General features: G+C 42.4%; 19 protein-coding genes. 6 read left to right on the top strand and 13 right to left on the bottom strand.

What is annotated here, in order from left to right; translation table 11 throughout:
* Nucleotides 1–88: 88 nt before the first annotated feature.
* Nucleotides 89–1,435: a carboxyl-terminal processing protease CtpB gene (gene ctpB, locus DP114_RS09350; protein WP_169265209.1), complete on the bottom strand. Its 1,347-nt coding sequence runs from the start codon at nucleotides 1,433–1,435 to the stop codon at nucleotides 89–91.
* A gap of 503 nt (nucleotides 1,436–1,938) precedes the next feature.
* On the opposite strand from ctpB, the gene DP114_RS09345 reads away from it, so the two are divergent.
* Nucleotides 1,939–2,631, top strand: a complete 693-nt coding sequence (locus DP114_RS09345) for a YdcF family protein (RefSeq protein ID WP_169265218.1) — start codon at nucleotides 1,939–1,941, stop codon at nucleotides 2,629–2,631.
* 397 nt (nucleotides 2,632–3,028) lie between these two features.
* Here DP114_RS09345 and DP114_RS09340 read toward each other — a convergent pair whose 3' ends face one another.
* The 8 genes from DP114_RS09340 to DP114_RS09305 all read right to left on the bottom strand — a co-directional run bounded on the left by DP114_RS09340 (nucleotide 3,029) and on the right by DP114_RS09305 (nucleotide 11,610).
* Entirely contained in the window at nucleotides 3,029–3,931 is a 903-nt protein-coding gene (locus tag DP114_RS09340) for a hypothetical protein (RefSeq protein ID WP_171975960.1), read from the bottom strand.
* A 296-nt stretch (nucleotides 3,932–4,227) separates the two neighbouring features.
* Entirely contained in the window at nucleotides 4,228–5,136 is a 909-nt protein-coding gene (locus DP114_RS09335) for a DMT family transporter (RefSeq protein WP_169265211.1), read from the bottom strand.
* Nucleotides 5,137–5,278: 142 nt separating this feature from the next.
* Entirely contained in the window at nucleotides 5,279–6,319 is a 1,041-nt protein-coding gene (gene gntD / locus DP114_RS09330) for a guanitoxin biosynthesis L-enduracididine beta-hydroxylase GntD (RefSeq protein WP_169265212.1), read from the bottom strand.
* A 452-nt stretch (nucleotides 6,320–6,771) separates the two neighbouring features.
* Nucleotides 6,772–7,074: a hypothetical protein gene (locus DP114_RS09325; protein WP_169265213.1), complete on the bottom strand. Its 303-nt coding sequence runs from the start codon at nucleotides 7,072–7,074 to the stop codon at nucleotides 6,772–6,774.
* Nucleotides 7,075–7,170: 96 nt separating this feature from the next.
* Entirely contained in the window at nucleotides 7,171–9,498 is a 2,328-nt protein-coding gene (gene recJ / locus DP114_RS09320) for a single-stranded-DNA-specific exonuclease RecJ (RefSeq protein ID WP_171975959.1), read from the bottom strand.
* Between the two features lie 70 nt (nucleotides 9,499–9,568).
* Nucleotides 9,569–9,724 (bottom strand): hypothetical protein, encoded by a 156-nt coding sequence (locus DP114_RS09315; protein ID WP_172195180.1) that lies wholly within the window; start codon nucleotides 9,722–9,724, stop codon nucleotides 9,569–9,571.
* A 369-nt stretch (nucleotides 9,725–10,093) separates the two neighbouring features.
* The gene (locus DP114_RS09310) at nucleotides 10,094–10,732 is read right to left on the bottom strand and encodes a GNAT family N-acetyltransferase (RefSeq protein WP_169268967.1); all 639 of its coding nucleotides are present in this window, start codon (nucleotides 10,730–10,732) and stop codon (nucleotides 10,094–10,096) included.
* Nucleotides 10,733–10,761: 29 nt separating this feature from the next.
* Complete coding sequence (locus tag DP114_RS09305) at nucleotides 10,762–11,610, bottom strand: PD-(D/E)XK nuclease family protein (RefSeq protein ID WP_169268968.1); 849 nt, start codon at nucleotides 11,608–11,610, stop codon at nucleotides 10,762–10,764.
* Nucleotides 11,611–11,935: 325 nt separating this feature from the next.
* On the opposite strand from DP114_RS09305, the gene DP114_RS09300 reads away from it, so the two are divergent.
* The 3 genes from DP114_RS09300 (at nucleotide 11,936) to DP114_RS09290 (ending at nucleotide 15,285) form a co-directional block, all read left to right on the top strand.
* Nucleotides 11,936–13,489, top strand: a complete 1,554-nt coding sequence (locus DP114_RS09300) for a GMC family oxidoreductase (RefSeq protein WP_171975958.1) — start codon at nucleotides 11,936–11,938, stop codon at nucleotides 13,487–13,489.
* A 361-nt stretch (nucleotides 13,490–13,850) separates the two neighbouring features.
* Nucleotides 13,851–14,693: a lysophospholipid acyltransferase family protein gene (locus tag DP114_RS09295; RefSeq protein ID WP_169267032.1), complete on the top strand. Its 843-nt coding sequence runs from the start codon at nucleotides 13,851–13,853 to the stop codon at nucleotides 14,691–14,693.
* 397 nt (nucleotides 14,694–15,090) lie between these two features.
* On the top strand, nucleotides 15,091–15,285 hold the full coding sequence (locus DP114_RS09290; RefSeq protein WP_169267033.1) for a hypothetical protein: 195 nt from the start codon (nucleotides 15,091–15,093) through the stop codon (nucleotides 15,283–15,285).
* A 296-nt stretch (nucleotides 15,286–15,581) separates the two neighbouring features.
* Here DP114_RS09290 and DP114_RS09285 read toward each other — a convergent pair whose 3' ends face one another.
* Nucleotides 15,582–17,003 carry an NADP-dependent isocitrate dehydrogenase gene (locus DP114_RS09285; protein WP_171975957.1) on the bottom strand — a complete coding sequence of 474 codons (1,422 nt, stop codon included), beginning with the start codon at nucleotides 17,001–17,003 and terminating at the stop codon, nucleotides 15,582–15,584.
* A 437-nt stretch (nucleotides 17,004–17,440) separates the two neighbouring features.
* Between DP114_RS09285 and DP114_RS09280 the strand changes: the two genes are divergently transcribed.
* Complete coding sequence (locus tag DP114_RS09280) at nucleotides 17,441–18,154, top strand: GUN4 domain-containing protein (RefSeq protein ID WP_171975956.1); 714 nt, start codon at nucleotides 17,441–17,443, stop codon at nucleotides 18,152–18,154.
* Between the two features lie 162 nt (nucleotides 18,155–18,316).
* Here the strand turns inward: DP114_RS09280 and mtnA are convergent, their stop codons facing one another.
* The 3 genes from mtnA to DP114_RS35725 all read right to left on the bottom strand — a co-directional run bounded on the left by mtnA (nucleotide 18,317) and on the right by DP114_RS35725 (nucleotide 21,226).
* Nucleotides 18,317–19,378, bottom strand: a complete 1,062-nt coding sequence (gene mtnA / locus DP114_RS09275; RefSeq protein ID WP_171975955.1) for an S-methyl-5-thioribose-1-phosphate isomerase — start codon at nucleotides 19,376–19,378, stop codon at nucleotides 18,317–18,319.
* A gap of 367 nt (nucleotides 19,379–19,745) precedes the next feature.
* Nucleotides 19,746–20,441 (bottom strand): acyltransferase, encoded by a 696-nt coding sequence (locus DP114_RS09270; RefSeq protein ID WP_169267037.1) that lies wholly within the window; start codon nucleotides 20,439–20,441, stop codon nucleotides 19,746–19,748.
* A 656-nt stretch (nucleotides 20,442–21,097) separates the two neighbouring features.
* Nucleotides 21,098–21,226 carry a hypothetical protein gene (locus tag DP114_RS35725; RefSeq protein WP_256379355.1) on the bottom strand — a complete coding sequence of 43 codons (129 nt, stop codon included), beginning with the start codon at nucleotides 21,224–21,226 and terminating at the stop codon, nucleotides 21,098–21,100.
* 277 nt (nucleotides 21,227–21,503) lie between these two features.
* On the opposite strand from DP114_RS35725, the gene DP114_RS09265 reads away from it, so the two are divergent.
* Complete coding sequence (locus DP114_RS09265; protein WP_171975954.1) at nucleotides 21,504–23,144, top strand: purple acid phosphatase family protein; 1,641 nt, start codon at nucleotides 21,504–21,506, stop codon at nucleotides 23,142–23,144.
* Nucleotides 23,145–23,305: the final 161 nt, after the last annotated feature.

Raw genomic sequence — 23,305 nt, 5'->3', positions numbered from 1 at the left:
GGTTATTTTATTAACAGCTAAGCACTCACCACTACTTACTAACTAGTCCTTTATCCAATATTTCCAATCCAAAATCACTTAACTTTAGCTAAAGTTTCAAGTCTACCGCGCTATTAGTCATTGGTTGTTGCTGCGACTGTCGGTTTTGTTGTGTGGGTTGAGCAAAGTTGTTACTAGACAAAGCTGCTAGCGCACGCGCGTATTGAGGATCGCTCTTAGTTCCGATCAAATCCGGATTTGCTGCGAGTTGACGCTGTTGTGCCTCTGTCAGATCTAATTTGATATCTGGCGCGATTCCCTTGTGGTTGATATCTGTCCCTTTGGGAGTGTAATAATGAGCTATGGTAATAGCTACACCAGAACCATCTGGGAGTTCATGAACTGACTGTACTAAGGCTTTACCAAAGGTTTGACCGCCAACAATTACTGCTCGGTTATTATCCTTGAGTGCGCCTGTCAGGATTTCACTAGCACTGGCTGAATTGCCATCCACGAGTATCGCTAGAGGGCGTTTTGTGATGGCAGTACGATTTGCCTTCATTTCGTCACTGCCTCCGACACGATCCACTGTCTTGACAATTGCACCGCTGTCCATCCACATCCGGGCAATTTCAATACTTGCTTGCAATAAACCGCCAGGGTTTCCACGTAGATCCAAGACAAAGCCATCAACTTGCTTGGTATTTAAATCGCGGATGGCTCGTCGCATCTGAGTTGAGGCATGGGCACTGAACTCACGCAGACGGATATAGCCAATGCGGCGATCGCCTTCTTGCTTTAAGGTGTAACGTACTGTCGGTACTTCAATACTTGCCCGTGTCAAATTCACATCAAAAGTACTTTGCCCAACTCTAGCTAGCCGCAAACTCAACTTACTCCCTGCTTTGCCACGAATGAGCTTTGAGGCATCTTCCACTTTCATTTGACTTGTGGGTTTGCCGTCAATTGCCACAATTTCGTCCCCAGCTTTAATACCTGCTTTCAGTGCGGGAGAATTTTCTATGGCTTCGATAACGGTGAGCTTCTTGGTTTTCTCGTTCAATTCCATCCGAATGCCAATTCCAGAGACTTCCCCAGATGTTTGGTTGGTTAAAGCTTCATACTGTTGGGGATCCATAAATCGAGTGTAAGGATCACCCAACTTTTCTAATGCTTGACGGATGGCAGTGTATGCTTCTTGACGGTTGGTATAGTCTTTACTCAGCAGAGTCTGTCTGACTGCTATCCAATTTTGTTTATTAAATGAGCCATCAACATATTCGCGATTCACTAATTGCCAGACGTTATCGACTACTGCTTTTGGGCTATCTTGCAAAGCTGCACGCACAGAACGACACCAAACTGGACCAAAAGCGGACAACGTAGCGGTTGAGGCGATTGCTCCGCTAATAAAAGCTAATTGGAGCGGCGAGTAACGTTTCGCAGATCGATTCATGTATCTTGACTAGAATAATTGTATTGTTGACAGTGTAGCAATCTGACTTTGCAGGAATTTATAAGTTTTTCTTCCTAATTATGCTTTGTTCATCACTTTTCCTTGATGTTTTTTGAGAAAACTACATATTGTTCAAACAGCTTCTTTACTTTAGCTTACTTTTCCTGCCAGCTAAGTGCCACCATATGATGGTTTCATCAGCAGTGCGATCCAATCCGGCAAAATTGCTTAAAATAGCACTTATGGTCAGGGGAACGCTTAACTCTTAACGCTTAACGCTTAACAGGCAATAGGGAACGCTTAACGCTTAACTCTTAACGCTTAAGTATGAAGTAATAATAAAGGTGTACGAAGCTTCGCAAAAATCTTTGGAGGAGTCCTATAGTACCCTCACCATTAACAGAGCAGTCAACTCTTCTTATGGAAATGTCTACTTCGCTCCTGAAAATAGTGTTACCTATTATACAAAAAAGCTTGTATTGAGTACCGATCACAAACCTAAAGTGACAAACAGCCAACCTAATTCAGTCTCAGAGCGGTTCCACAAAAAACGACAATTTTTGCGAAGACTCGCTTTGGGATTGTGTCTCGTATTGCTTAGCTGGGTAGTTTTTAACACTGTAACCATTATTTCTGCATCTTCTAGGCAAGTAGATGCCTTTTTTGTACTGGGTGGCAGTATTCGTCGGGAAATTTATGTTGCTGAGTTAGCACAACAATATCCACAAACCCCAATTTTAATTTCTCGGGGTTCTCCCGATCCGTGTATTTTGCTTGTTTTTCAACGCCTAGCGCCCCAGAGACTGCAAAACGTTTGGTTGGAAAAGTGTGCGGATTCTACGTTTGGTAATTTTTACTATTCCATTCCCATCCTGCGTCGTTGGGGAGTCCACAAGGTGAAGCTGATTAGTTCTCAAACACACTTCCCGCGTGCAAAATGGATGGCACAAATTCTTTTTGGTGTTCACGGTATTTGGGTAGAAACAGACATTGTTCCAGAACAAGGTGTGCCAGGTAACCAAGAATCTTGGTCAAAAACAGGACTAGATGTCACGCGTAGCTTGTTATGGGCGGGGTTAAGCCGGATTATTCAACCAAAATGTTTTTATGTTATGAAATTAGCAGACGTAAGTATTGACTTTTGGAGGTCTAGGGGTTTTCAATGTGAACGACAGCAGGATGTCAACCTGCGTTAGGATAAATTCTAGATACTCAATGCGTTCCTACCCAAAAATTAGCCGAGTTGGTTGGGCAAAAAACACAGGGCAATCCCTTTTTTATGAAAGAGTTTTTGAAATCTGGGAAATATATCTGGAAATCCCCTCAAATCTTGCACCTATCCGTATAAGCCTGGGGTTACTCAAAAGCAATGCAAGAAAATTACATCATATTTATTGGCTTTTATGGCTAAACAAGGGTTTTTAGGTGAGTACTGAGTGTTAAAATTACATCTTTTGTCTTGGTGCAAGACCTGAGATCACAAAGATGGCGATCTGTAGCAAAGCAGCAGCGCTTTGCTATCGCTATTACTGAGATTAGCATCAGGATTTCTGGAATTTCAAGAGTTATAAAATATCATTTAATTAAATAATTTCAGCTTCTTGGTTTTACCGTTGTATACATTACAAACTCTGGTTCATTAGACATAACCTCTAAGCTCACGTTAATGGACAATATCTGTTTTAAATGCTTGACATGAGTACCACCACAAGGTATTTTTGCTAACCCATCCTGCAATTGACAAGTCCATACTCTGTGATCATCAATTTTGGCTTCCTGAGGCTCGATTTTGATCGGAGAATCTAATTTAAGCCACTCGGCAAGTTGCTTATTTATACAAATTTCTATGTCCAATATTTGACTAAAAAAAGCTACTGTATCAAAGCCTTTCTTCTTCAGAGATTTTCCGAGACGATAGAAGTCATTACTCTCCTCCAGTTTGATCTGAGATTTTTGAATAGCGAGTTGGTCTAAGTTATAATTAGCAAGAGAATCCTTCTGACATTCTTTGCTCCAAAATTTTGAAGTACACTTGTTAAGCGCAAGAGCCGAAAGATGACACGATGAATGTGCTATGCTAAGTTGTTCGCGGCGCTCAGCATTGACTTCTAAAATTACTGTCTTGCCAGTTAAACACGTAGAAGAGTAGTCTGATGGAAATTTGACTATATGTGCGACTACAAAAAACCATCCGTTTTCACCTTTACGAACGGGTATTTGAGTGTCTAGATAAAATGTATGAGAAGCCAACTCAAATCCACAGGTTAATGTGTTGAGCACATCGAATTTATGACCATCTATAGTAACAGTACCAGTGTCACCAGGTTGATCAGACCATTTATAGTTAACGGGATGAAATGGTGTATTTTCAGTCACAACTACCCATGTACGTGTATCTTTATCAAATTCAGTAATAAAAATAACTTTTGAATGGCTGAGGGTAATTCCAGAGGGGAAGTCAATTTTTGTGCTTGCTTGGATTCCTGTTTGAAACATTACTTTTGTAGTAAGGGGCATAAAGCTGTTAGCAAAGATATTGGAAGAACCTGTTACATCGAGAATTTAATAGTACTATGCTCTAAAAATTACCATATTTATCACAAACACATTATCTCTTCTAATGAAGCTGAAAAACTATGTTGGATCAATCTAGAAGTCTATATACACTACGATGCATTATTACCGATTTAGACTACCACAAAAACTTTAGGTCTCTATAGCTATTTAAATGTGTGTGTTTAATGGATACCTTGGGCTATGCTGCCTAAATGGATAAAGTCGAGCTACTTGGTTCATTTTTTAGTATCCCTTAACAGGGGTAGTCCACCGAATTCAGAAATTAACGTACCACCCAACATTAGCAGACAGCCACTTATTTGCATTGTAGAAAGATGCTCTCTTACATACCAATAACCTATCAATGCTGCAAATACAGGCTCTGTAGCAAAGATTAATGCAGTACGAGTAGGTGTGGTAAACTTCTGAAATTGATTTTGGGCAGCATACGCAAAAGCAGTCGCAATCACCGAGCAAATAATCAGTGCTGAAAACACCTGTTCATTAAGAAAAACTTTTGGCAAGAAAACTATTTGGTAATTTTCAAATAGAACAGCACATATAAAACTGAAACACCCGCAAGTAAATATTTGAATCAACGCTAATAATAAAGCAGGAAATCTTTGAGTATAGCGACCTACAAGCGTTATCTGAAAAGCGTAAGAAATTGCACAGAAAAAAACAAGAATATCTCCAATGTTTGCACTAAGTTCTCGATTGTGGGAAAGCAATATAAGACCAAGCATAGCTACGGATACACCAAGCATTGTGTTTCTTTTCAGTGAATGACGAAGCAACCAGAGTGAGAAGAACGGCACTATTACGACAGAAAGTCCAGTGATAAATCCTGCTTTTGATGCGGTGGTGTACTGTAGTCCGAAAGTTTGAAAGGCATATCCTGCAAATAGCCAGAAGCCCAACCAAATTCCAGGCAGCCAAATTTCTTTTTTCCATAGTTGTCTTAGCATTTGGGGATAAAAGGCGATCACGAATAGAGCAAGTACCAAGGCAGCTATTAAAAAACGGGCACTTACAAAACTGAATGGGGGTATGATTTTAATTGCGTCTTTGATCAGAACAAAAGTAGCACCCCACGTAAAGGTTACCCCAAGGAGTACGAGGTCAGCTAAATAAGATTTTTTCATGACAAGCTAATCCGAACTTTAGTTATAGAACTCCTAATTTTTACGAAGCTCCCCGGACAGAATCTTCTATCCGGGAGATTTCGCGGATTTGTGCGTCCCCGACTTGCTACGCTCTTATGAGGGGATGTTAGGGCGCGACCCGTTAAAATAGAATTCTAGACGAAGCTGAAGCGCGAAATTGTCGTGATTTTCGCAAACTACTTGTCAGAAAAATTCTTTTTAGCCATCTATCATTTCCATCATTCCTTGCGTAAAAAGCTTTCCTACCGTGAACAGACCTATAGTTATCAATCAAACAAATGTCTCCTGGTTGCAAAACTATACTTTTCAAGTTGTAGTCTATCGCTTTAATTAATTCATTAAAAGCAATTATGGCTTCTTCATCATCTTTTAAAGGATGCATAAATAATGGATCTAAACACATATAAGGTGACTTGGGGTCGCCAAACAAAACTGGTACTTTTTTCTGATTATTTTGTATGTCCTCAAACCATGAAACAACTGAACCTGAAATAGCGCTAAATGTTTGAGGTTTTGTATGAGATTTATCTGGACGTATGCAAAATCGTGGCTCAAACAAAACTTTAATATGTTCTGAAGCTAAATTAACCATATCTATGGATGCGAAAGTTGTTTCTACTTTATCTGGGTTACGTAAGCACATTAGCCCAAGATAATCAGCTCTATGGGGATGAAAAGCATCCTCAGTGTGCCACAAAAGATCTGTTTCACTACTACAACTTAGTTGTTCATTTTCATAACCTTCAACAGGAAGAATATTATGGATTATTTGTCTCTCTTCTAGATGTGTACCCCACGTAAACACTTCTCCTAACAAGGAACCATATAAGATAAAAAGCACTTCTTCTAATAAAGTAGAATTATTCTCAGATGTTTTCCAATGTATCGGCGTTTTACAAATTCTCTTCTCATTAATGCAATTGCCGGATATTAGACATACTGCATTCACTTCCTTTAAGCGGAATTCGTTAATAAAATAACACAATCTTTTTGGTAAATCATGAGCAAAAACTCTAGCATTTATCAAAAAATTTTCATCTTCTACTGAACTATATTTAGAGGTAATTTCTTTAACAAGATGTTGAATAGAATCAATTTCTTGTTTTGTTAGATGAATTTGAGAGACAGAGCTATTTAAGCTTTTTTGGGGCGTTAATATCATATTTTTTCCTTATTAAAACTTACGCATTGACGAAAATCTGATTATGTAATTCAGACTTATTTGCTTTCTTTCCTTCTTTAAGTGCAAGCAAAGTCAACTTATGCTCTTTTGAGATAGAAATGCTCAGATCTTGCACCTGGAAAAATAGCGCATAATTATCACTCAGTATGAAGCCAGAAGTGTTTATGTAGCGAGAAAAGTTACGAAATATATGTAGCTTTAATCACTTAATTCTATTATGCGGCTTTATAGGGATATAGGCAAGATATGAGCTAAGGTCTTAGTTATTAGGCAGGGAAACCCGCTTCTCACATCTTGCACCTGGAAATATGAATGTCAAAAACACAACTACGTGTAAGGGGGAGCTAGGCGTTCAATGTCAAGTAAAAGAAGAGACACGACTATTTGAGAATAAATTAAATTCTCTGGCTGTTTGTGCAGCCTGACCTCAATCAGGTGGTGATGCTCCCTGAATATGCAGATAACTCCAATGGGTTATGAGGTAAGCAGTTAGAGAAAGGATGAGCCAGCGATACATACCAAGCAGAGTCCCTTGCCCCTTCGGGTATGCGCAGAGCGCACGCCCAGAGGGCGAACGCAGTCGCCTCTGTCGGGAAAGCCGTCATTCGCGCTGACTCACCAAAACGATGTAAACCCAAGCGATGCTTGGCAGTTTTAAACCATCCTTCAACCTGCCCTTCGGGTTCGCCAGTCGCTTTATGCCGGGGAACCCGTCCACCGCGCTGGTTCACCATCGACGCTTACCCCACCATTTGAGAGTAAAAGCTTAAATCATTACTATGCATCACTACCTGAATTTAGTCTAGAACGAGTCGCACTATGGATCTCCCTTATGCGATCGCCTCAATTACAGATAACGGAACTTCCGCAAAATACTGTCGCTGAAATTGTTCTTCCCGAACGGCAGCTAAAAATTTTTCCACCGCAGCTTCTGCTTGAGTTGTTTCAATGGTAGAGTGCTGAGTGAAAACCAACATACGGTCTTGACGTGAGATATTAAAACCTAAGTATCTCAAACTTCTTAACCCAAAAAGTAAGGTTTGGTCGTTAATACCAAGTTTTTCTAATAACTGGATACGGGTAACAGGTTGATTTGTGCGGCCCAGATATTTGGCAATTCCTACAAGCGTAAGCCAGGTTTGTTCTGGTGGTTGGGAATTTGGTTTTAACCAAGCAAGCACGAGGGGTTGTTGGTTGTGGAGCGATCGCCTCAAATGCGCACGTAAATCGTCCCAACTTGTCGGACACTCTTGCAGTATGAGTCCTGAATGATCAGTGGTTAGTGCTAACTCTTTTTCTAATGGTAAGTTGCGTAAATCTAAAATGAGTTTCGCATGCTGGGTACTCAATGCTGAGTTTGTGCGGGAACGAACAGCTATCAGTCGGATTTCATAGCGTTTTTTAAAGGTGTTGTAGTCCAGTTCCGCGATACAGTCACATCGTCCGGGAGGTAATTCATCTTTATAGTGTCCCCACCACACGCCAGGAAAAGGATTTCTCGTGGAGTCATCTCGAATATCAAACTCGGCTTTTATGTACTGTACCTTTTTTCCCTGAGAATCTTGCTGATTGCGATGCCAAGTATTTTCAAACCAACAGTTTTGAATCAAAAGTTTTGGAACTGGGTTTCCCATTCCACAGGGTTCTAGCAGCTTCAGTTCCAAAAATAAATCTTTCCCCAAATCTGCTACCGTTACAGCCAAGTCCGCTTGTACATTTGGTGTTAGGTTTGCTCCTCCCAACGATTGACGTAACCTCTGGTTAATTGCTTGTGTAAATAAAGGTATGTTCTCTACTCGAAGACTTAACCCTGCTGCATAAGGATGTCCGCCAAATCGATGCAACAAATGTGCTTGGTCTTTTACCAATTGGTATAAATCAACCGAATTAATAGAACGCGCCGAACCCCGCGCCAGAAGAACAGGAGAAAGATTGCTCCCCTGCTCCCCGGCTACCTCCGTACTCAAAAGAATCGTCGGGCGTCCTGTCTCCTGTGCGACTTGTCCTGCAACTAACCCCAAAACGCCAACAGCCCATTGAGGATCTTCCAAGACAATAACGCTGGTGGTTGATAAGTCCATTTTGGAAAGCTTCAGCGCGACTTGCCCAGCAACATCTTTCTGCAAAGACTTGCGACGACTGTTCGCTAATTCTGTGACTTCTGCAAGTTCATTCACACGCTTTTGATCGCGGCTTGTGAGTAATTCCACGCAAAAAGAAGCATCGCCTTGAATGCGGCTGACAGCGTTAATTCGGGGACCTAAACCAAAGGAGATATCTGTGGGGCGATCGCCACTTTTCTGGCATAATTCCAACAGCCGCCCGACACCTGGACGCCGCCTCTTATCTGGTGTTTTCTTAAAATCGTCTTGCAGTCGCCCAATTCCCAACTGTGCCAAGTAGCGACAATCTCCACTCAACTGCACCAAATCAGCAATCAGTCCAACTGCAACTAAATCCAACAAATCTTCTAGCGGTTGTTGCCCGACATTTGGCAGAGTTTGATAAAAAGCTTCCACCAACTTGTAAGCCACCGCCACCCCAGAAAGATGAAACAGTTGATGTGTTTGGCTCAAATAGCGAGGGTTAATAATTGCCGTCACAGGGGGACGTTCCACAGGTAAAGTGTGATGGTCTGTGACTATAACATCTACACCTAACTGCTTAGCATAAATAATTTCACTAATATTTGTACTGCCAGTGTCACAAGTGACAATCAATTTAAAGTCTTCTTTTGCAAGCTTCTCAATTCCTTGGCAGTTCAAACCGTGAGATTCCGTTAAACGATTAGGAATGTAATAAACAAGCTGCGTATTTTGAGCGAAAAATTGTCCCAAACCATCCCACAGAACAGCCGTAGACGTGATACCGTCCGCGTCAAAGTCTCCCCAAATAGCAACTTTTTCCCCAGCATGTCGTGCTTGTTGCAACCGTTCCACCGCCAGATGCATCTCTTGCCCAAACTCAAATGGACTCGCGGCTTGATAAGCTTGTGAATTGACAAAAGCTGCTAATTGTGCGTTCTTTCGTATTCCTCGTTGCCACAACAACTGTGCGGCAAAATGTCCACTCGATGCAGGTGCATATTGCTTCACCGCTTGGATAAACCATTCGGGGGGTTGTTCAGTTGTCGCAAGAATCCACTGTTGTTCTGGCATTTGAATTCTCCCCGCCAATGAAACGGGGATTATAGACTGTTGTTGATTTGTGCGGCTCAAAGCCACACTTTTAACTGATATAGGAATCCGGTTTGATTTGGTCAGACCAGTGCTTGATGAGGGTTTCCCGACCTAGGCATCTGGTGAGTCCAGCGCTCTTGGTAGGGTTTCCCTCATGTGCCACTTCTGTGCCCAGAGCAGCGCCTTGCGGGGGTTCCCAAGGCACGTTTTCGGGGGAAGCTTCCCCCGAAAAGCTGCCGCCCCGTTGTAGGCGGAACGCCTCCGGGCAGGGTAGAATGTGGCGTCAGGCGACGGGCGTTCCCGATAGCACTCCGGGTTCGCCAGTCGCCTGCGGAGGGAGACCCTCCCGCAGCGCTGGACTCACCGTAAGGCGTGGCCGTTCCCACTAGGGCGTTCGCCGTAAGGCGTGCGCTCTGCGCACACCCGATAGCCCTCCGGGTTCGCCAGTCGCCTGCGGAGGGAGACCCTCCCGCAGCGCTGGACTCACCGTAAGGCGTGGCCGTTCCCACTAGGGTAAACTAACAAAGTCAGCGCGCTTAACAGTGAACAGTAAACGACTGATAACTGATAACTGTTAAACTGGTGCTTCTTCCTCCGAAATTTGAGGTTCACTCACCAAAGTATTCAGCACGACTTCACTTGCAACTGCATCCGACTTGCGAGGACGCATCGCAGGACGAGAACGTCTGTAACCTGCCCTTTCAGCTTTTTGATGTTCATAATCAATAAGTCTGCCATAGTAATCGTGCTTGCTTAAATTCATCGACAAGAAAACATGTTGACGAACATTGCCAAAACCCTTACGGTTGAAAAACTTCACGGCGGGAGTATTTGCCGGATCAGTGTCTACCAGCATGAACCGCGCCCCATCTTCAATCATACGTGCAATAGCTCTATCAACCAGCTTGTCTGCCACACCGCGACGCTGGAATTTCGGACTGACTCCTAGCCACAGAATGTATCCGTAAGTCCAGCTTGCTTTAGTAATAATAGTTCCTAAAACGAATCCTGCCAGTTCTGCATCAACTTCCGCAACAAGACAGTATTCTGGATCAGTGTTGTAAAGTCCTATAACTTCCCACTCATCCCAGCAACGATATAAATAAGGATATGAATCGCTGGTAAATAACTCTTCACCCAAGTGATAAACAGGGGCTATGTCATCTATTCGTATTTCGCGGACATAAACCGCATCATTTTCATCAAAATGCATAAAATAATAATCAAAAAGTTATCTGTCATTTACAGACTGACTTCTTGAATGCTAGCTATATTCAGTAGGTTCGTCTCTACTATTGTAGAATTTGTAGAAGATATCTGCCCAGGAATAGTAGGTGAGTTTATGTCTTGAGCATGGCTTTGTCTATTGCACCGTGTTGTATACTGGCAGTAGTCGCAGGCTTTGCTACCTTCTGGTTCTTGTGGAAATAGTTCTCCTTGGTAGTAATGTTCCATCCAATTTGTGAATCGACTTAAAAGCTGGTTAAGTTTTTTTGCTGTTTGTTGGTGTCCGGTGGTGTTGTAGCTAAATTTAACGCTTTGCGGTTTACCTTCGGGTTGGACAAACCAGTAAGTCATAGAAATATTCTCTGGCAGATAATTACTCGTTTCAGCTAAAACATACAGGTAAAGACGCGTCTGCCAGTTTTGTTCCAACTTGCGTTTTTGAGATGGTTTGGGATAAGTTTTCCAGTCAAGAATTTGTGCTTGCTGGTTATCAGCAATTACTAAATCATAAATAACCGTAAGCAAATAGTCTTGAACTTGCAGAGTACGGTAGTGTTCGCTTTCACGAAAAGTTTGGCTATTGGGAATAGAGTTTAAAATTTCTGGTGCTGCATTCGCGAAAGCTGACATCCAGCGTTGCAGTTGAGCATCCTGTTGTAGGAAAGTATCAATAGGTAAACCCATTTCTCGCTGCTGCATTAGCAGGTGAAAGCGGCTTCCTAAAGTTTGCCGTTCCTCATGTTCTGGATCTAAGGGAGAATGGAGTTGCTCTAGGTAGGTGTGTTGAAATTGACGGGGACAACGTTCTAGTAGGTTGAGTTGTCCTTGCGACAGTCGCAAGAGTTGAGTTTGAGTTGATTGCATACTTGTATTCTAGAGTGAATCATTGCTTGCAGCTTAAATTTGCAGAACGTTTTTACCGTTGCTTCAGGATTAGATGATAGGACTGCTAAATTTATCGCGTAGTACAATAAGATATTAATTAGACATTTCCCGAAACAGCTAAAGTCTTACCATCTCTACCTTATAAAGTGTGAGCGCCCCAATGCTCATGTTGCTAGCTTGTACGATTGAAAGTTAAGAAGACAGAGAAAAGCCCAAAAACATGAACTTTTATACAAAAAAACTAACAAACTGACTTTATTTAAAGTGCAAAAATAGCTGATACCAAAACACAAGTGAGGATGTTATGAATCAATACGATTATGTTGTCATTGGTGGAGGTTCGGCGGGCTGTGTTGTCGCCAATCGTTTGACACAAGACGGTAAAACAAGTGTATTGTTGCTGGAAGCAGGCAATCCGCCTCACTTACCAGAACACGAAGTTCCTCTAGGTTGGGTCAAACTGTGGGGTACTGAGGTGGACTGGGCATATTTTACAGAAGAAGAACCACACCTTAATGGGCGCAAAATCTATTGTCCGCGTGGTAAAGTCCTGGGTGGTTCCAGTTCGATCAACGCCATGATCTACATCCGAGGCAATCGTCATGATTACGATCGCTGGCAAGAGTTAGGTAATCCCGGTTGGTCGTACCTTGATGTGTTACCTTACTTCAAGAAATCTGAAAACCAGCAACAGGGAGCATCCAAATTTCACGGAGTCGATGGGGAGTTGAGCGTTACTGATCCAATTGCCCCGGCGGTGACATCACAAAGATTTGTAGAAGCAGCCGTTGCACTTGGCTACGAACGCAATCTCGACTTCAACGCAGAGCAACAAGAAGGTGCGGGACTTTATCAGTTGACTATCAAAGATGGTAAGCGACACAGTACGGCGGCAGCGTTTTTAGTACCTATTTTGAATCGCCCTAACTTAACAGTTACTACTGGTGCGTTGGTGACTCGGTTATTATTTGAGGGAACGCGCACAGTTGGGGTGGAATACATACACCAGGGAACAATACACCAATCCTTTGTCCAACAGGAAGTCATTCTCTCGGCTGGGGCGATCGATTCGCCCAAACTGTTGATGCTTTCTGGAATTGGGAATGCAGAACACCTGCGATCGCTCGACATTCCCGTAGTCGTTAATTTACCCGGTGTCGGTCAGAATCTCCAAGATCACCTTCACGTCGCCGTGGCACATCAAGCCACCCAGGATCTGCAACCTGCCTCAACCAGCAATATCGCGGAAGCTGGATTGTTTCTGCATACTGAAGGTCGTTTAGATGCTGCGCCAGATTTACAGCTTTACTCTGCTCCTGTATTGTGGACACATCCTGCTTATGCCCGCTCTGGTCCAGGATTCGCTGCTTCAGTGTGTCTGACTAATCCCCAAAGTCGCGGCAGTGTCAGTCTGCGTTCTGCTTCCCCCAATGATTCACCGATAATCCGAATGAACTATCTCCAGAGTGAATCCGATGTGCAAAAGCTAGTTGCAGGAATTAAAATTATCCGCCAGTTGTTTGACTCAACTATATTTGATGAGTTCCGAGGCGAGGAAGTTGCTCCTGGTGCCAATGTAACTAGCGATGAAGCACTGCGAGCTTATATCAGAGAAACCTGCGACAGTGTATACCACCCTGTCGGCACTTGCAAAATGGGAACTGACGCCGATTCAGTTGTAGATCCCGAACTACGGGTACATGGTGTTGAGGGGTTGCGAGTTGTGGATGCATCAATTATGCCAAGCCTCATTACGGGAAATACGAATGCACCTACAATTATGATTGGTGAAAAGGCAGCAGATTTGATTAAAGCCGGAGGTCGTTTTTTAAAGCAAGTGTCTTTAAAAACTGCGTAGACAAGGGAGCGTTGTCTCACCTTGCTCAAAGCTGCCGATGGTGTTGGACACTGAGAGTCTTTAACTGTTGGCGATCTGCGTTCCGCGCAGCAGCGTAAGCGCAAGCGCACGCCCAGAGGGCGTATCTCTTTCAGAGACGCTGAGTCGCAAAGCGACACGCTGCGCGAACGCGAACGCGTAAGCGTGTCCCTTTGGGACTTACAAAGCAGCGTCTCGTAGAGAAGCTATCGCGTCACTACCTAAATTTTGTTTAGAGGATATTCGATAATTTAATGATTTTTCGGAGAAGTCTATTTGCCTGACGATAAACTGCTGAACCACATCTTGTCCAGCGATAATATGTGTTAGTAAAAAACAATTTATGAGTAATCAAAATTCAACTACATCATTACCAGGTTGGACCATTACGACGCGAGAACCCGAATTTATTGAATCGTTAATGCCAATATGGGAATGGTTTTACCGCCACTACTTTCGAGTTCAAACTTCAGGTTGGCATCACATTCCAAAGGATGGAAAGGTTTTGCTGGTTGGTTCACACAATGGTGGGATGGCGTCTCCCGACTTACACATGATGGTGTACGATTGGTTCCGTCGCTTTGGCACGCAACGCTTAGTGTATGGTTTAATGCACCCTTCTGCGTGGAAAGTCAGTCCTTCCATCGCCAGCCTCGCACAAAAAGTGGGAGCCATCCCCGCACATCCAAAAATGGCAAGTGCCGCCTTTGACATCGGTGCAAGTGTCCTTGTTTATCCGGGAGGACAATACGATATGTTTCGTCCTCATAACCAGCGTTACAAGATTCAGTTTGCAGGTCATAAAGGATTTATCAAACTGGCATTAAAAAAGTCAGTACCAATCATTCCGGTTATCTCTGTAGGAGCACATGATACCTTAATTGTTTTGGGTGATTGCTACGAACAGGCAAAACAGTTAAATGAGTGGGGTGTCCCTTGGTTATACCAGATAGACCCAGGAGTATTTCCCATATATCTAGGTTTGCCTTGGGGTTTGGGTATTGGTCCGCTACCCAATTTTCCCTTACCCGTCCAAATTCACACCCGTGTCTGTGCTCCGATTGTTTTTGAACGTTATGGCACACAAGCGGCTCATGACCGTGAATATGTGGATGCTTGTTATGATTTAGTTTACATGCAAATGCAACGCGAATTGGATTTTTTAGTTAGGGATGTGGCGATGTAGTTGATTGGGTTATGTTGCAACCGCGCTAAGAATATTTTTGAAAGCCACAGGCGATCGCAAGGGAGCAAGAGAAGCGCCTGGGCGTATCCCAAATGAAAACCCTGCTATTCCCTATCCCCAGATTGGTGAAACCAACTCCAGATGAACTAGAATCTTTAAGACAGAAAATCCGTGATCGCAAGAATACACGAAGCTACTCTAAACTTGATATATAAATGTATTAATGAACCTATGATGCCGCCAAAAGCGACAGTCAAAGTATTCACAAGCAGTTTGGTGCTTCTTGTGACTTGTGCCTGACTCAATTGGTTTTAGATCTCGTTATTATTAAAGTGCCAATATAGTGTAGATAAAACTTAACTCAAATTCTGACCAATTGGTTGTGGAGTTGTGCGCAATGGAATTACTCGTCTTTGGATTAGTGGTGGTTTATACAGGTGGTGCTTGGAAGTTCTTTAATGGATTTAACCGGACTAACTTCCAGCGAAATGTGCCCAATCGCCTAAAATTAGCTTTATTATGGCCAGCTTTGTTTGCCACAAGCAAATCTTATCGTCAAAACTTTAGAAAGGCTCTCAAAGGTCATAAATAACTTTTTTGTGTGAGTTGCCAGTGAGCCTTAGCTTGCAGGTTAGCGTAACGCACGAAAAATGTCTTGGGTGACAGATCTAATTGCCGATTTTCAAAATCTCGAAAGCTATGATCACTAGCGTTATTTTCTCTGCGTCCTCTGAGGTCAATTTTTAGCTAATATGCGGTTAGGAAAAGAGTAGCTTATAAGAGGAGGCTTGTGGCAGCTTATAGCCATATTAAGTACCTATGAAAAACTTAAACCCCCTCTCCATGAACGGAGAAGGGGCTAAAAAGCAAAATTTTACTAACTATCCCCTAACTAAAATGTTTAATGATTGCGTCCGCGAATTCAGAACACTTTAAGGGTTCGACTGGGGGTTCTAGCAACCTTGCTAAGTCGTAGGTAACTTGACTGTTAGCGATCGCATCGCCTAAGCCTTTCTTAATCAAATCAGCCGCTTCTTGCCAACCCATAAACTCCAGCATCATCACACCAGATAAAATCACTGAACCGGGGTTTATTTTGTCTAACCCTGCGTGTTTGGGTGCTGTACCGTGGGTGGCTTCAAAAATGGCACATGCATCGCCGATATTTGCCCCTGGTCCCATTCCCAGTCCGCCAACAATAGCAGCTGCTGCATCAGACAAGTAATCGCCATTCAAGTTCATTGTTGCCAGAATGGAATACTCATCGGGGCGAGTTTGAATTTGTTGGAAAATACTATCGGCAATGCGGTCATTGACCATTATTTTATCTTTCCACTTGCCATTACCGTGAGTTTCCCAAATTGAGTTAAGAACTGTTTCAACTTCCTTGACAATTTGAGCTTGCTTTTCTTTGGTCAGGGCGTTAAATCCAGGATCTATCATTTGGGCGTTTTCTTCTAAGGAGATATTGGCGTTCTTCTCCTTGTTACTCAAAATCCAAGATTCTCTTTCGGTAATGGTCTCATTGCGAAACTCGGTCGTTGCCAACTCGTAACCCCAATCGCGGAAAGCGCCTTCAGTGTACTTCATGATGTTGCCTTTGTGCACCAAAGTCACCTGTTGCTTATTTTTAGGGAGTTGCAAGGCGTGTTTGATGGCACGTCGTACCAAGCGCTGAGAACCCTTTTTGCTGATGGGTTTGATGCCAATGCCTGAGTCTAAAGGAATTCTCTTTTTACCGTGTTCTGGTGTTGCGGGAATAAGCTCGTTGTTGAGCATAGAAATCAGGCGAGCGCCAATTTCATCACCTTGTCGCCACTCAATCCCCAAATAAATATCTTCCGTATTTTCCCGGTAGACAATGACATCAAGTTTTTCTGGATTTTTATGAGGTGAGGGCGTACCTGCATAATAGCGGCAAGGACGTACGCAGGCATAGAGGTCAAAAATTTGCCGCAGAGCTACATTGAGAGACCGGATACCACCCCCGACAGGAGTTGTCAAAGGTCCTTTTATAGCAACACCATACTCTTTAATTGCCGTTTGAGTATCTTGGGGTAAATATTGATATGTACCGTATAATTCACAAGCCTCATCTCCGGCATAAATCTTAAACCAACTTATCTTCCGCTTACCCTTGTATGCCGTTTCCACTGCAGCATCAAGGACTTTCTCGGTAGCGGGCCAAATATCAATCCCCGTGCCGTCACCTCGAATAAAAGGGATAATTGGGTTGTCCGGAACAATTGGCTCTCCATTCTTGAAGGTAATTTTTGCTCCGGTTGTGGGCGGGGTAATTTTGTCGTACATCAAACACTCCTGATGGCTACGCTGCAACATAGTACCCTTTGGGGGATGAACTCAAAGGAGAAAAACTCATGTCTGGAAGGCTAGTAGATTTTGCTGTGTCTTGTTTTGATAGATGTGTGAAGTTTATGAGGCGCAGAGTTTTCTTTCCCCTGTTTGCATCGTGGGCACTCTTGCGTGGGATTTCTTCAAACCGTCGCTATTCTTTAAGCCTAGACGCTTTATTAGTATACTCTTTGAATATATAGCAAACCCAAATCAATTGTGAATTTATTCGTTAAAAGCGTCCTTATTTCGTAGTCACGGATAACCAAAGTAAAGTAATGAGTGGGCATTCTTTGCGATTTCCTGTAAACTACTCTTCGCTATCAGTGCAACGCCCGTCCACAAGACCTGATAGCCAGTAGCTTGTTCACCAACTGCATTCCGCGAGTAATAGCATGACAGACCCATTGATTGTATCAGGCACTCATAGTAACATCGACTCCCTCCGCCAACCGTTGGTCTCTGGGTCTACTAACACCCAACAGCAGGTGATCCCACAATTAGCTAACCTGGGAGATACAGGCTTAGATGTCCTGATGGAATTTTTATTTGGACGTAAAGAAAATCCTGCAACTTGGGTGGATGGGAAAGTATACCAGGTTCTTTATAACTCTGATTCATCCAAGGCAAAAGATTTTTTGCAAGCTTATTTCCCGAATGGGATCGTACCTCTGACATCAGAATGTGGCATTGATTACAGTTCTGTACAACAATTACTTGCAGCTTCTGACTTTCAAGCAGCCGATCGCATGACTCTACAAAAAATGTGTGAACTTACAGGAGGCGCAGCGGTGCAAAGAAAATGGTTATATTTTACTGAAGTAGGAAATTTCCCAGCCACTGACTTAAAGACCATCAACAGTCTGTGGTTAGTCCACTCGGAAGGAAAGTTTGGCTTTACCGTACAGCGAGAAATTTGGTTGAGTCTGGGTAAAAACTGGGAGAATCTTTGGGAAAAAATTGGTTGGAAAAAAGGCAATAACTGGACGCGTTACCCTAACGAGTTCACTTGGGATTTAAGCGCTCCGAGAGGTCATCTACCTTTATCCAACCAACTACGTGGAGTGCGAGTGATTGCTTCTTTACTATCTCACCCTGCTTGGAATTAGTCATTAGTCCTTATTTATTAGTTACAAGGGACAAAAAAGTCAAAGGAGTCAGAATGCAGAATACAGAACTCAGAATGATTACATCTACAAGGACACACAGTTTGAGCTTTGTTATAGTTATTCTGAGTTCTGGTTTTGAGTTCTCCTTAAGGGCAATTGCACTTAAGCAAATTGCTTGATTCGGGATTTTGTTAATTCCCCTGGAGCAAACACCCCATTTTCTGTGATGATTCCTGTAATCAACTGGGCTGGTGTGACATCAAAAGCTGGGTTATAAAATTCTGCCCCAGTTGGTGTAATAATAGTGTCGCCAATTTGGTAGATTTCCTCTGGATTACGCTCCTCAATTGGAATTTCATTACCGTGGGATAAAGAAAAATCAACGGTGGAAAGGGGTGCAGCAACATAGAAAGGAATGTTATGTGCTTTAGCAACGAGTGCTAAACTATACGTACCAATTTTGTTTGCGGTGTCTCCGTTAGCAGCAATTCTATCAGCACCAACAACAACGATATCAATCAAACCCTCCTTCATGCAGTGAGCTGCCATACTGTCAGTAATGAGCGTAACAGGGATGCCTTCTTGGACACATTCCCATGCCGTCAGTTTTGCACCTTGCAAGCGAGGACGAGTTTCGTCCGCGAACACCCGCGCTAAACGCCCTTCTCGAAAAACAGAACGCACGACACCCAAAGCAGTTCCGTAACCTGCGGTTGCTAATGCTCCAGCGTTACAATGGGTTAGAATTGTGAGTTTTTCTGGAGTTTGAGGTAAGACTTTCAAGCCATTGTCGCCAATCGCATAGCAGGTTTGCAAATCTTCCGCGTTGATAGATCGGGCTGTATTCAGTAGGGTTTGTTTAATGTCTTCTACTGTTCCAAAAGTTTCGTAGGCGGTTTTCAGCATTCGTGAAATTGCCCAAAATAAATTGACTGCTGTCGGACGAGTGGTACGTAGCAGTTGGGCTACTTTGTCCAATTGGTTCAAAAATTGATTGCGATCGCTAGTTTCAATTTCCCGTGCCCCAAGATACATTCCATATGCTGCAGCCACGCCAATTGCAGGTGCACCTCGTACAATCATAGTTTTAATTGCCTGCGCCATATCTGAGCAGCGATGGATTTCTACAAAAGCATACTCGTTAGGTAAACGGGTTTGGTCAATCAGTGAGACCGAGTTGTTATGCCAAATAACGGGATAAACCTGGTTTGTGGAAGAGTTCATGGAATTTAACGTAATGATTTTTTTCAAATTGTAACGTTAGAAATTCTACAGGTTATACCATATTTTTGTATCTGTACATCTCTGGGGTTTTCAGGTGGAACCCTTGTAAATGGGTAAACCCTGAAGAAAGGAATTCTTTAGAAAACAGCTTACTTTAGGCTAAAATCCTATATTTTGAGCTTTCGGCGATGGGAGTTATAATGTTTATATTAAAATATATAGAATTTTGTTAAAAAAATCACATATTTTTTTTCAAAAATTAACTATTTTGTCATCAATTGATAACAATGCCACTTCATTTTAGACAATGAATACTTGACTATCAAGTTTTGCAATTAACAAAAAGCCTGATAGTCGCTCCTATTTTTTACTCTGTGATATTGAGCAATTGTTTGCGGGTGCGGCTTTTAATCACTTTCGCCGGGACTCCCACAGCAACTGAGAACGGAGGAATATCTTTGGTTACAACTGCTCCTGCACCAATAACACTACCCTCACCGATAGTGACTCCGTCTAAGACTACGACACCATGTCCTAGCCAGCAGTCATCCTCTATCACAATTCCTTTGCAGGTAATACCTTGATATTTAATTGGCTCAATGGGGTCTACAAAATTATGATTATTTGCATATATTCCAGCATTTGCTGCGATCAGACACCGTTTACCTATTTTAATGTCTCCAGGTCCAGCGATACAAACGCCAGGACCAATGAAGGTCTCTTGATCAATCTCTATATATGAATCCTCCAAACACCCAATACTAACATTACGCTCAATGGCTACTTTATCGTTTAAATATATTCTATTGTTTTCGTGTCCTCGTGCATCTATACGAGCACCTTTAAAAAGAAACACTCCATCACCTACTTCAATACAAGAAGCTTTTATAAATTCAACACCCTCTTGAATAAAAACTGTTTTACCCATACGGGCAAAAAGACTTCGGTAGAGTATATTACGCAATTTTGGACCTAAAAGAATTGTGGGTAGAGCGCCTACTAAACTAAGAAATAAAAGTTCTTGAAAGCGCTGTGATTTTGAGAATAATTGCTCTATCTTCATAATAAATACATTATCCTTGTGTAAAGTTTATTGACAAGTATTGAGTTGGCATGGTGTGATTGAAAACCGTATTTCCTGACTTTGCGTTTCCACTCTTAGTGATAATTTATCATTGCATTGAGCAAATTGAGAGGTACATGAAAAACTCCTCATACTTGCTTCATATTTGAATTTGAGTTATGTGGAAACTCTTGAGTACAGGTACTGTAAAATACTCAAGTTAGATGCACCATATATACTTTTTTGGCGCTACACAATTTATGTTGTGTAGATTTACAAGACCAACTTGTAATAGTTTTATATTAGGTAGATAAACAAGTAGTATTTTCTCTGAGTTAGTTCAAAAGCCTTACATTAACTTTGTGGAAGTATAAACCATCAAACCGTCTAAATAGGCTAATGTTTTCTTTCTCAGAGAATGTAAAAATAAGGATTTTTACATCATTCCCCATAGAATTATTTTCTTTGAGGTTAGTTCCTGCTGATAACTGGTAATTTTTACCTAAGAACTACAGTTAAATCAACTGTTTCTTCAACACAACTTTTTCCTGCTATTTCCCACCTGTAGGATAAATTGATTTTCCACTTACCTACGTAAAAATACAATTGTTGTTGAATTTCTCTTGGTATTTTTATTCAAGTGCAACTAATAAATATTAAGGTGGAGTGTCTCCAACTTCTGCCATGACGTTAAAATTAACCATCGGTGCAAACAAGTAAGCACTTCCGCGATTACTATAACGGCTTTGCTGAAGCCAGTTTTTGGAGTGTGCTACTTTTCTCATGTTGCACGCAGATAATTTACTCACTAACTAGATGACGCTTGTAATGATACGGCTTTTTCTCAACCACCTCATTTATAAATTTATGATCTGCCGAATAGCATCAGACCACAGACGTATATTAAAACAGTGAACAGTGAACAGTAAACAAGGGGTGGACGAGTCCGTTTCCTACCAGATAACTGATAACTGATAACAGGTTGATTGTAAACTCAATGCTTAACCTAACTTTCACTTAGATCGCTTAACCTGATAAACGTGTGTTTATCTGAGCAAACATATGACATCACCACCACAGTTACTGACCGATCCGTTTGTGCAACTACCTACAGCAACTTCAGTGCGAGTCGTGTGGTTTACCGAGTTTGCTGGTTATGGACACATAGTTACCTACGGTGAGAATTTAGCACAAACTGCTATTGCCACAACTACCCAACTCAGGCGCACACGCGAAGACCAAAATTCACGCTTAGAAAACCAAACTCAAGACGGACAGGTTTATCAACATCCTGTCCAGCGTGATATTTGGCGACACGAGGCTGAGATTACTAATTTGACTCGTGACACGCGAGTTTCTTACCGTGTCACGAGTGTGCGGGAAGATGGCGAAAGCGTTAGTAGCAATATGTTTACCCTTGCATCCAAACCTAGTCCTGGTAAATCACTGAAAATTCTGCTAACTTCTGACCATCAAATCAAGCCAATGGTTGCAGCCAATTTGCAAAAGGTGGTGGAGACAGTTGGACGAGTCGATGCGGTTTGGTTCGCTGGTGATTTGGTCAATACTCCTGATCGCGCCTCAGAATGGTTTGATGATCATCGTGGCGGTGCTTTCTTTCCTTGTTTGCAAGGTCGTGCTAACTATGAAATGAACAGCAACGGAGTCAAGACAATCTATACAGGCGGTGAAATCATTCAATATGCGCCGATGTTTACTTGCATTGGTAACCATGAGATTATGGGACGTCGTGATCATGGAAGTCTAGATGATGAATTTGATGCTACGATTCCTCGTACAGTTGCTCTTAAGTTGTATGGACAAGAATCCTTAAAAGATAATTCTTTTAATACTGATACTTATGAAGAGATTTTCACTTTACCACAAAGTCAGGAAGGTGGAAAAACTTACTACGCAGTCAGCTTTGGTGATGTACGTTTGGTCGTACTGTATGCGACAAATATGTGGCGGACTCCTAACTTGGATGCAGAGGCTAGAGGTAGATATCGAGAACGGGAAAAAGATTTCAATACCCCAGAGAATTGGGGTCACGGGCAACATATTTATGAACCAATTGCCAAAGGCAGTACGCAGTATAATTGGCTAGTGCAAGAACTCAACAGTCCTGAGTTTCAGCAAGCAAAGTATAAAGTGGTCATGTTACATCATCCGCCCCATACATTGGGTGGTAACATAGTCCCAGCATATACAAATCCTGTACAAATTATCGAATGCGATGTTGATGGCGACATCAAGGCAATCCGTTACGAGTACCCCAAAGATGCAGATTACCTGATCAGTGATGTTGTGCCTTTACTTGAAGCAGCGGGTGTGCAGTTAGTATTTTATGGGCATTCTCATTTGTGGAACCGCTTTTGTAGTCAGTCGGGAATGCACTTTTTAGAAACTTCTAATGTTGGTAACTCTTATGGTGCTGCTTGGGGTGACAACAAGCGAGAAGTGCCTGTTGGTTATAAAGAGGATTACACTGAACTTGGTGATCCATATGGTTTAGAACCTGTGGTGCCTACAATTGTCCCGTTGTTAGGCGAGGATGGTAAACCAATGCCTTACATTGCAAGTAATGACATCACAGTGTTTAGTATCTTTGATACAGGTACGGCTACAGTGAGTAGCTATCGTTTTGATGTACGTAAACCGGATTCAGAGGTTATTAAGTTTGATGAGTTTCGGTTGAAATAAGGAACACTTCCTCGTGGCGATCGCCTGGTAGCATCGTATGCAAATGATTTTTCTGTACTAAGTGCGATAAGCCGGAGGACTTCGGCGTGAGCGCTCAGTCGAAGGTTTGACGCTACGCGTATCGCCATCGCCCAGAACTAGTACTCGATATTAAGTATTCA

It is taken from the genome of Brasilonema sennae CENA114 (genome assembly GCF_006968745.1).
Classification (GTDB): domain Bacteria; phylum Cyanobacteriota; class Cyanobacteriia; order Cyanobacteriales; family Nostocaceae; genus Brasilonema; species Brasilonema sennae.
Note: the sequence above shows the minus strand (reverse complement) of the source record. Positions and strands in the feature narration are given on the sequence as shown.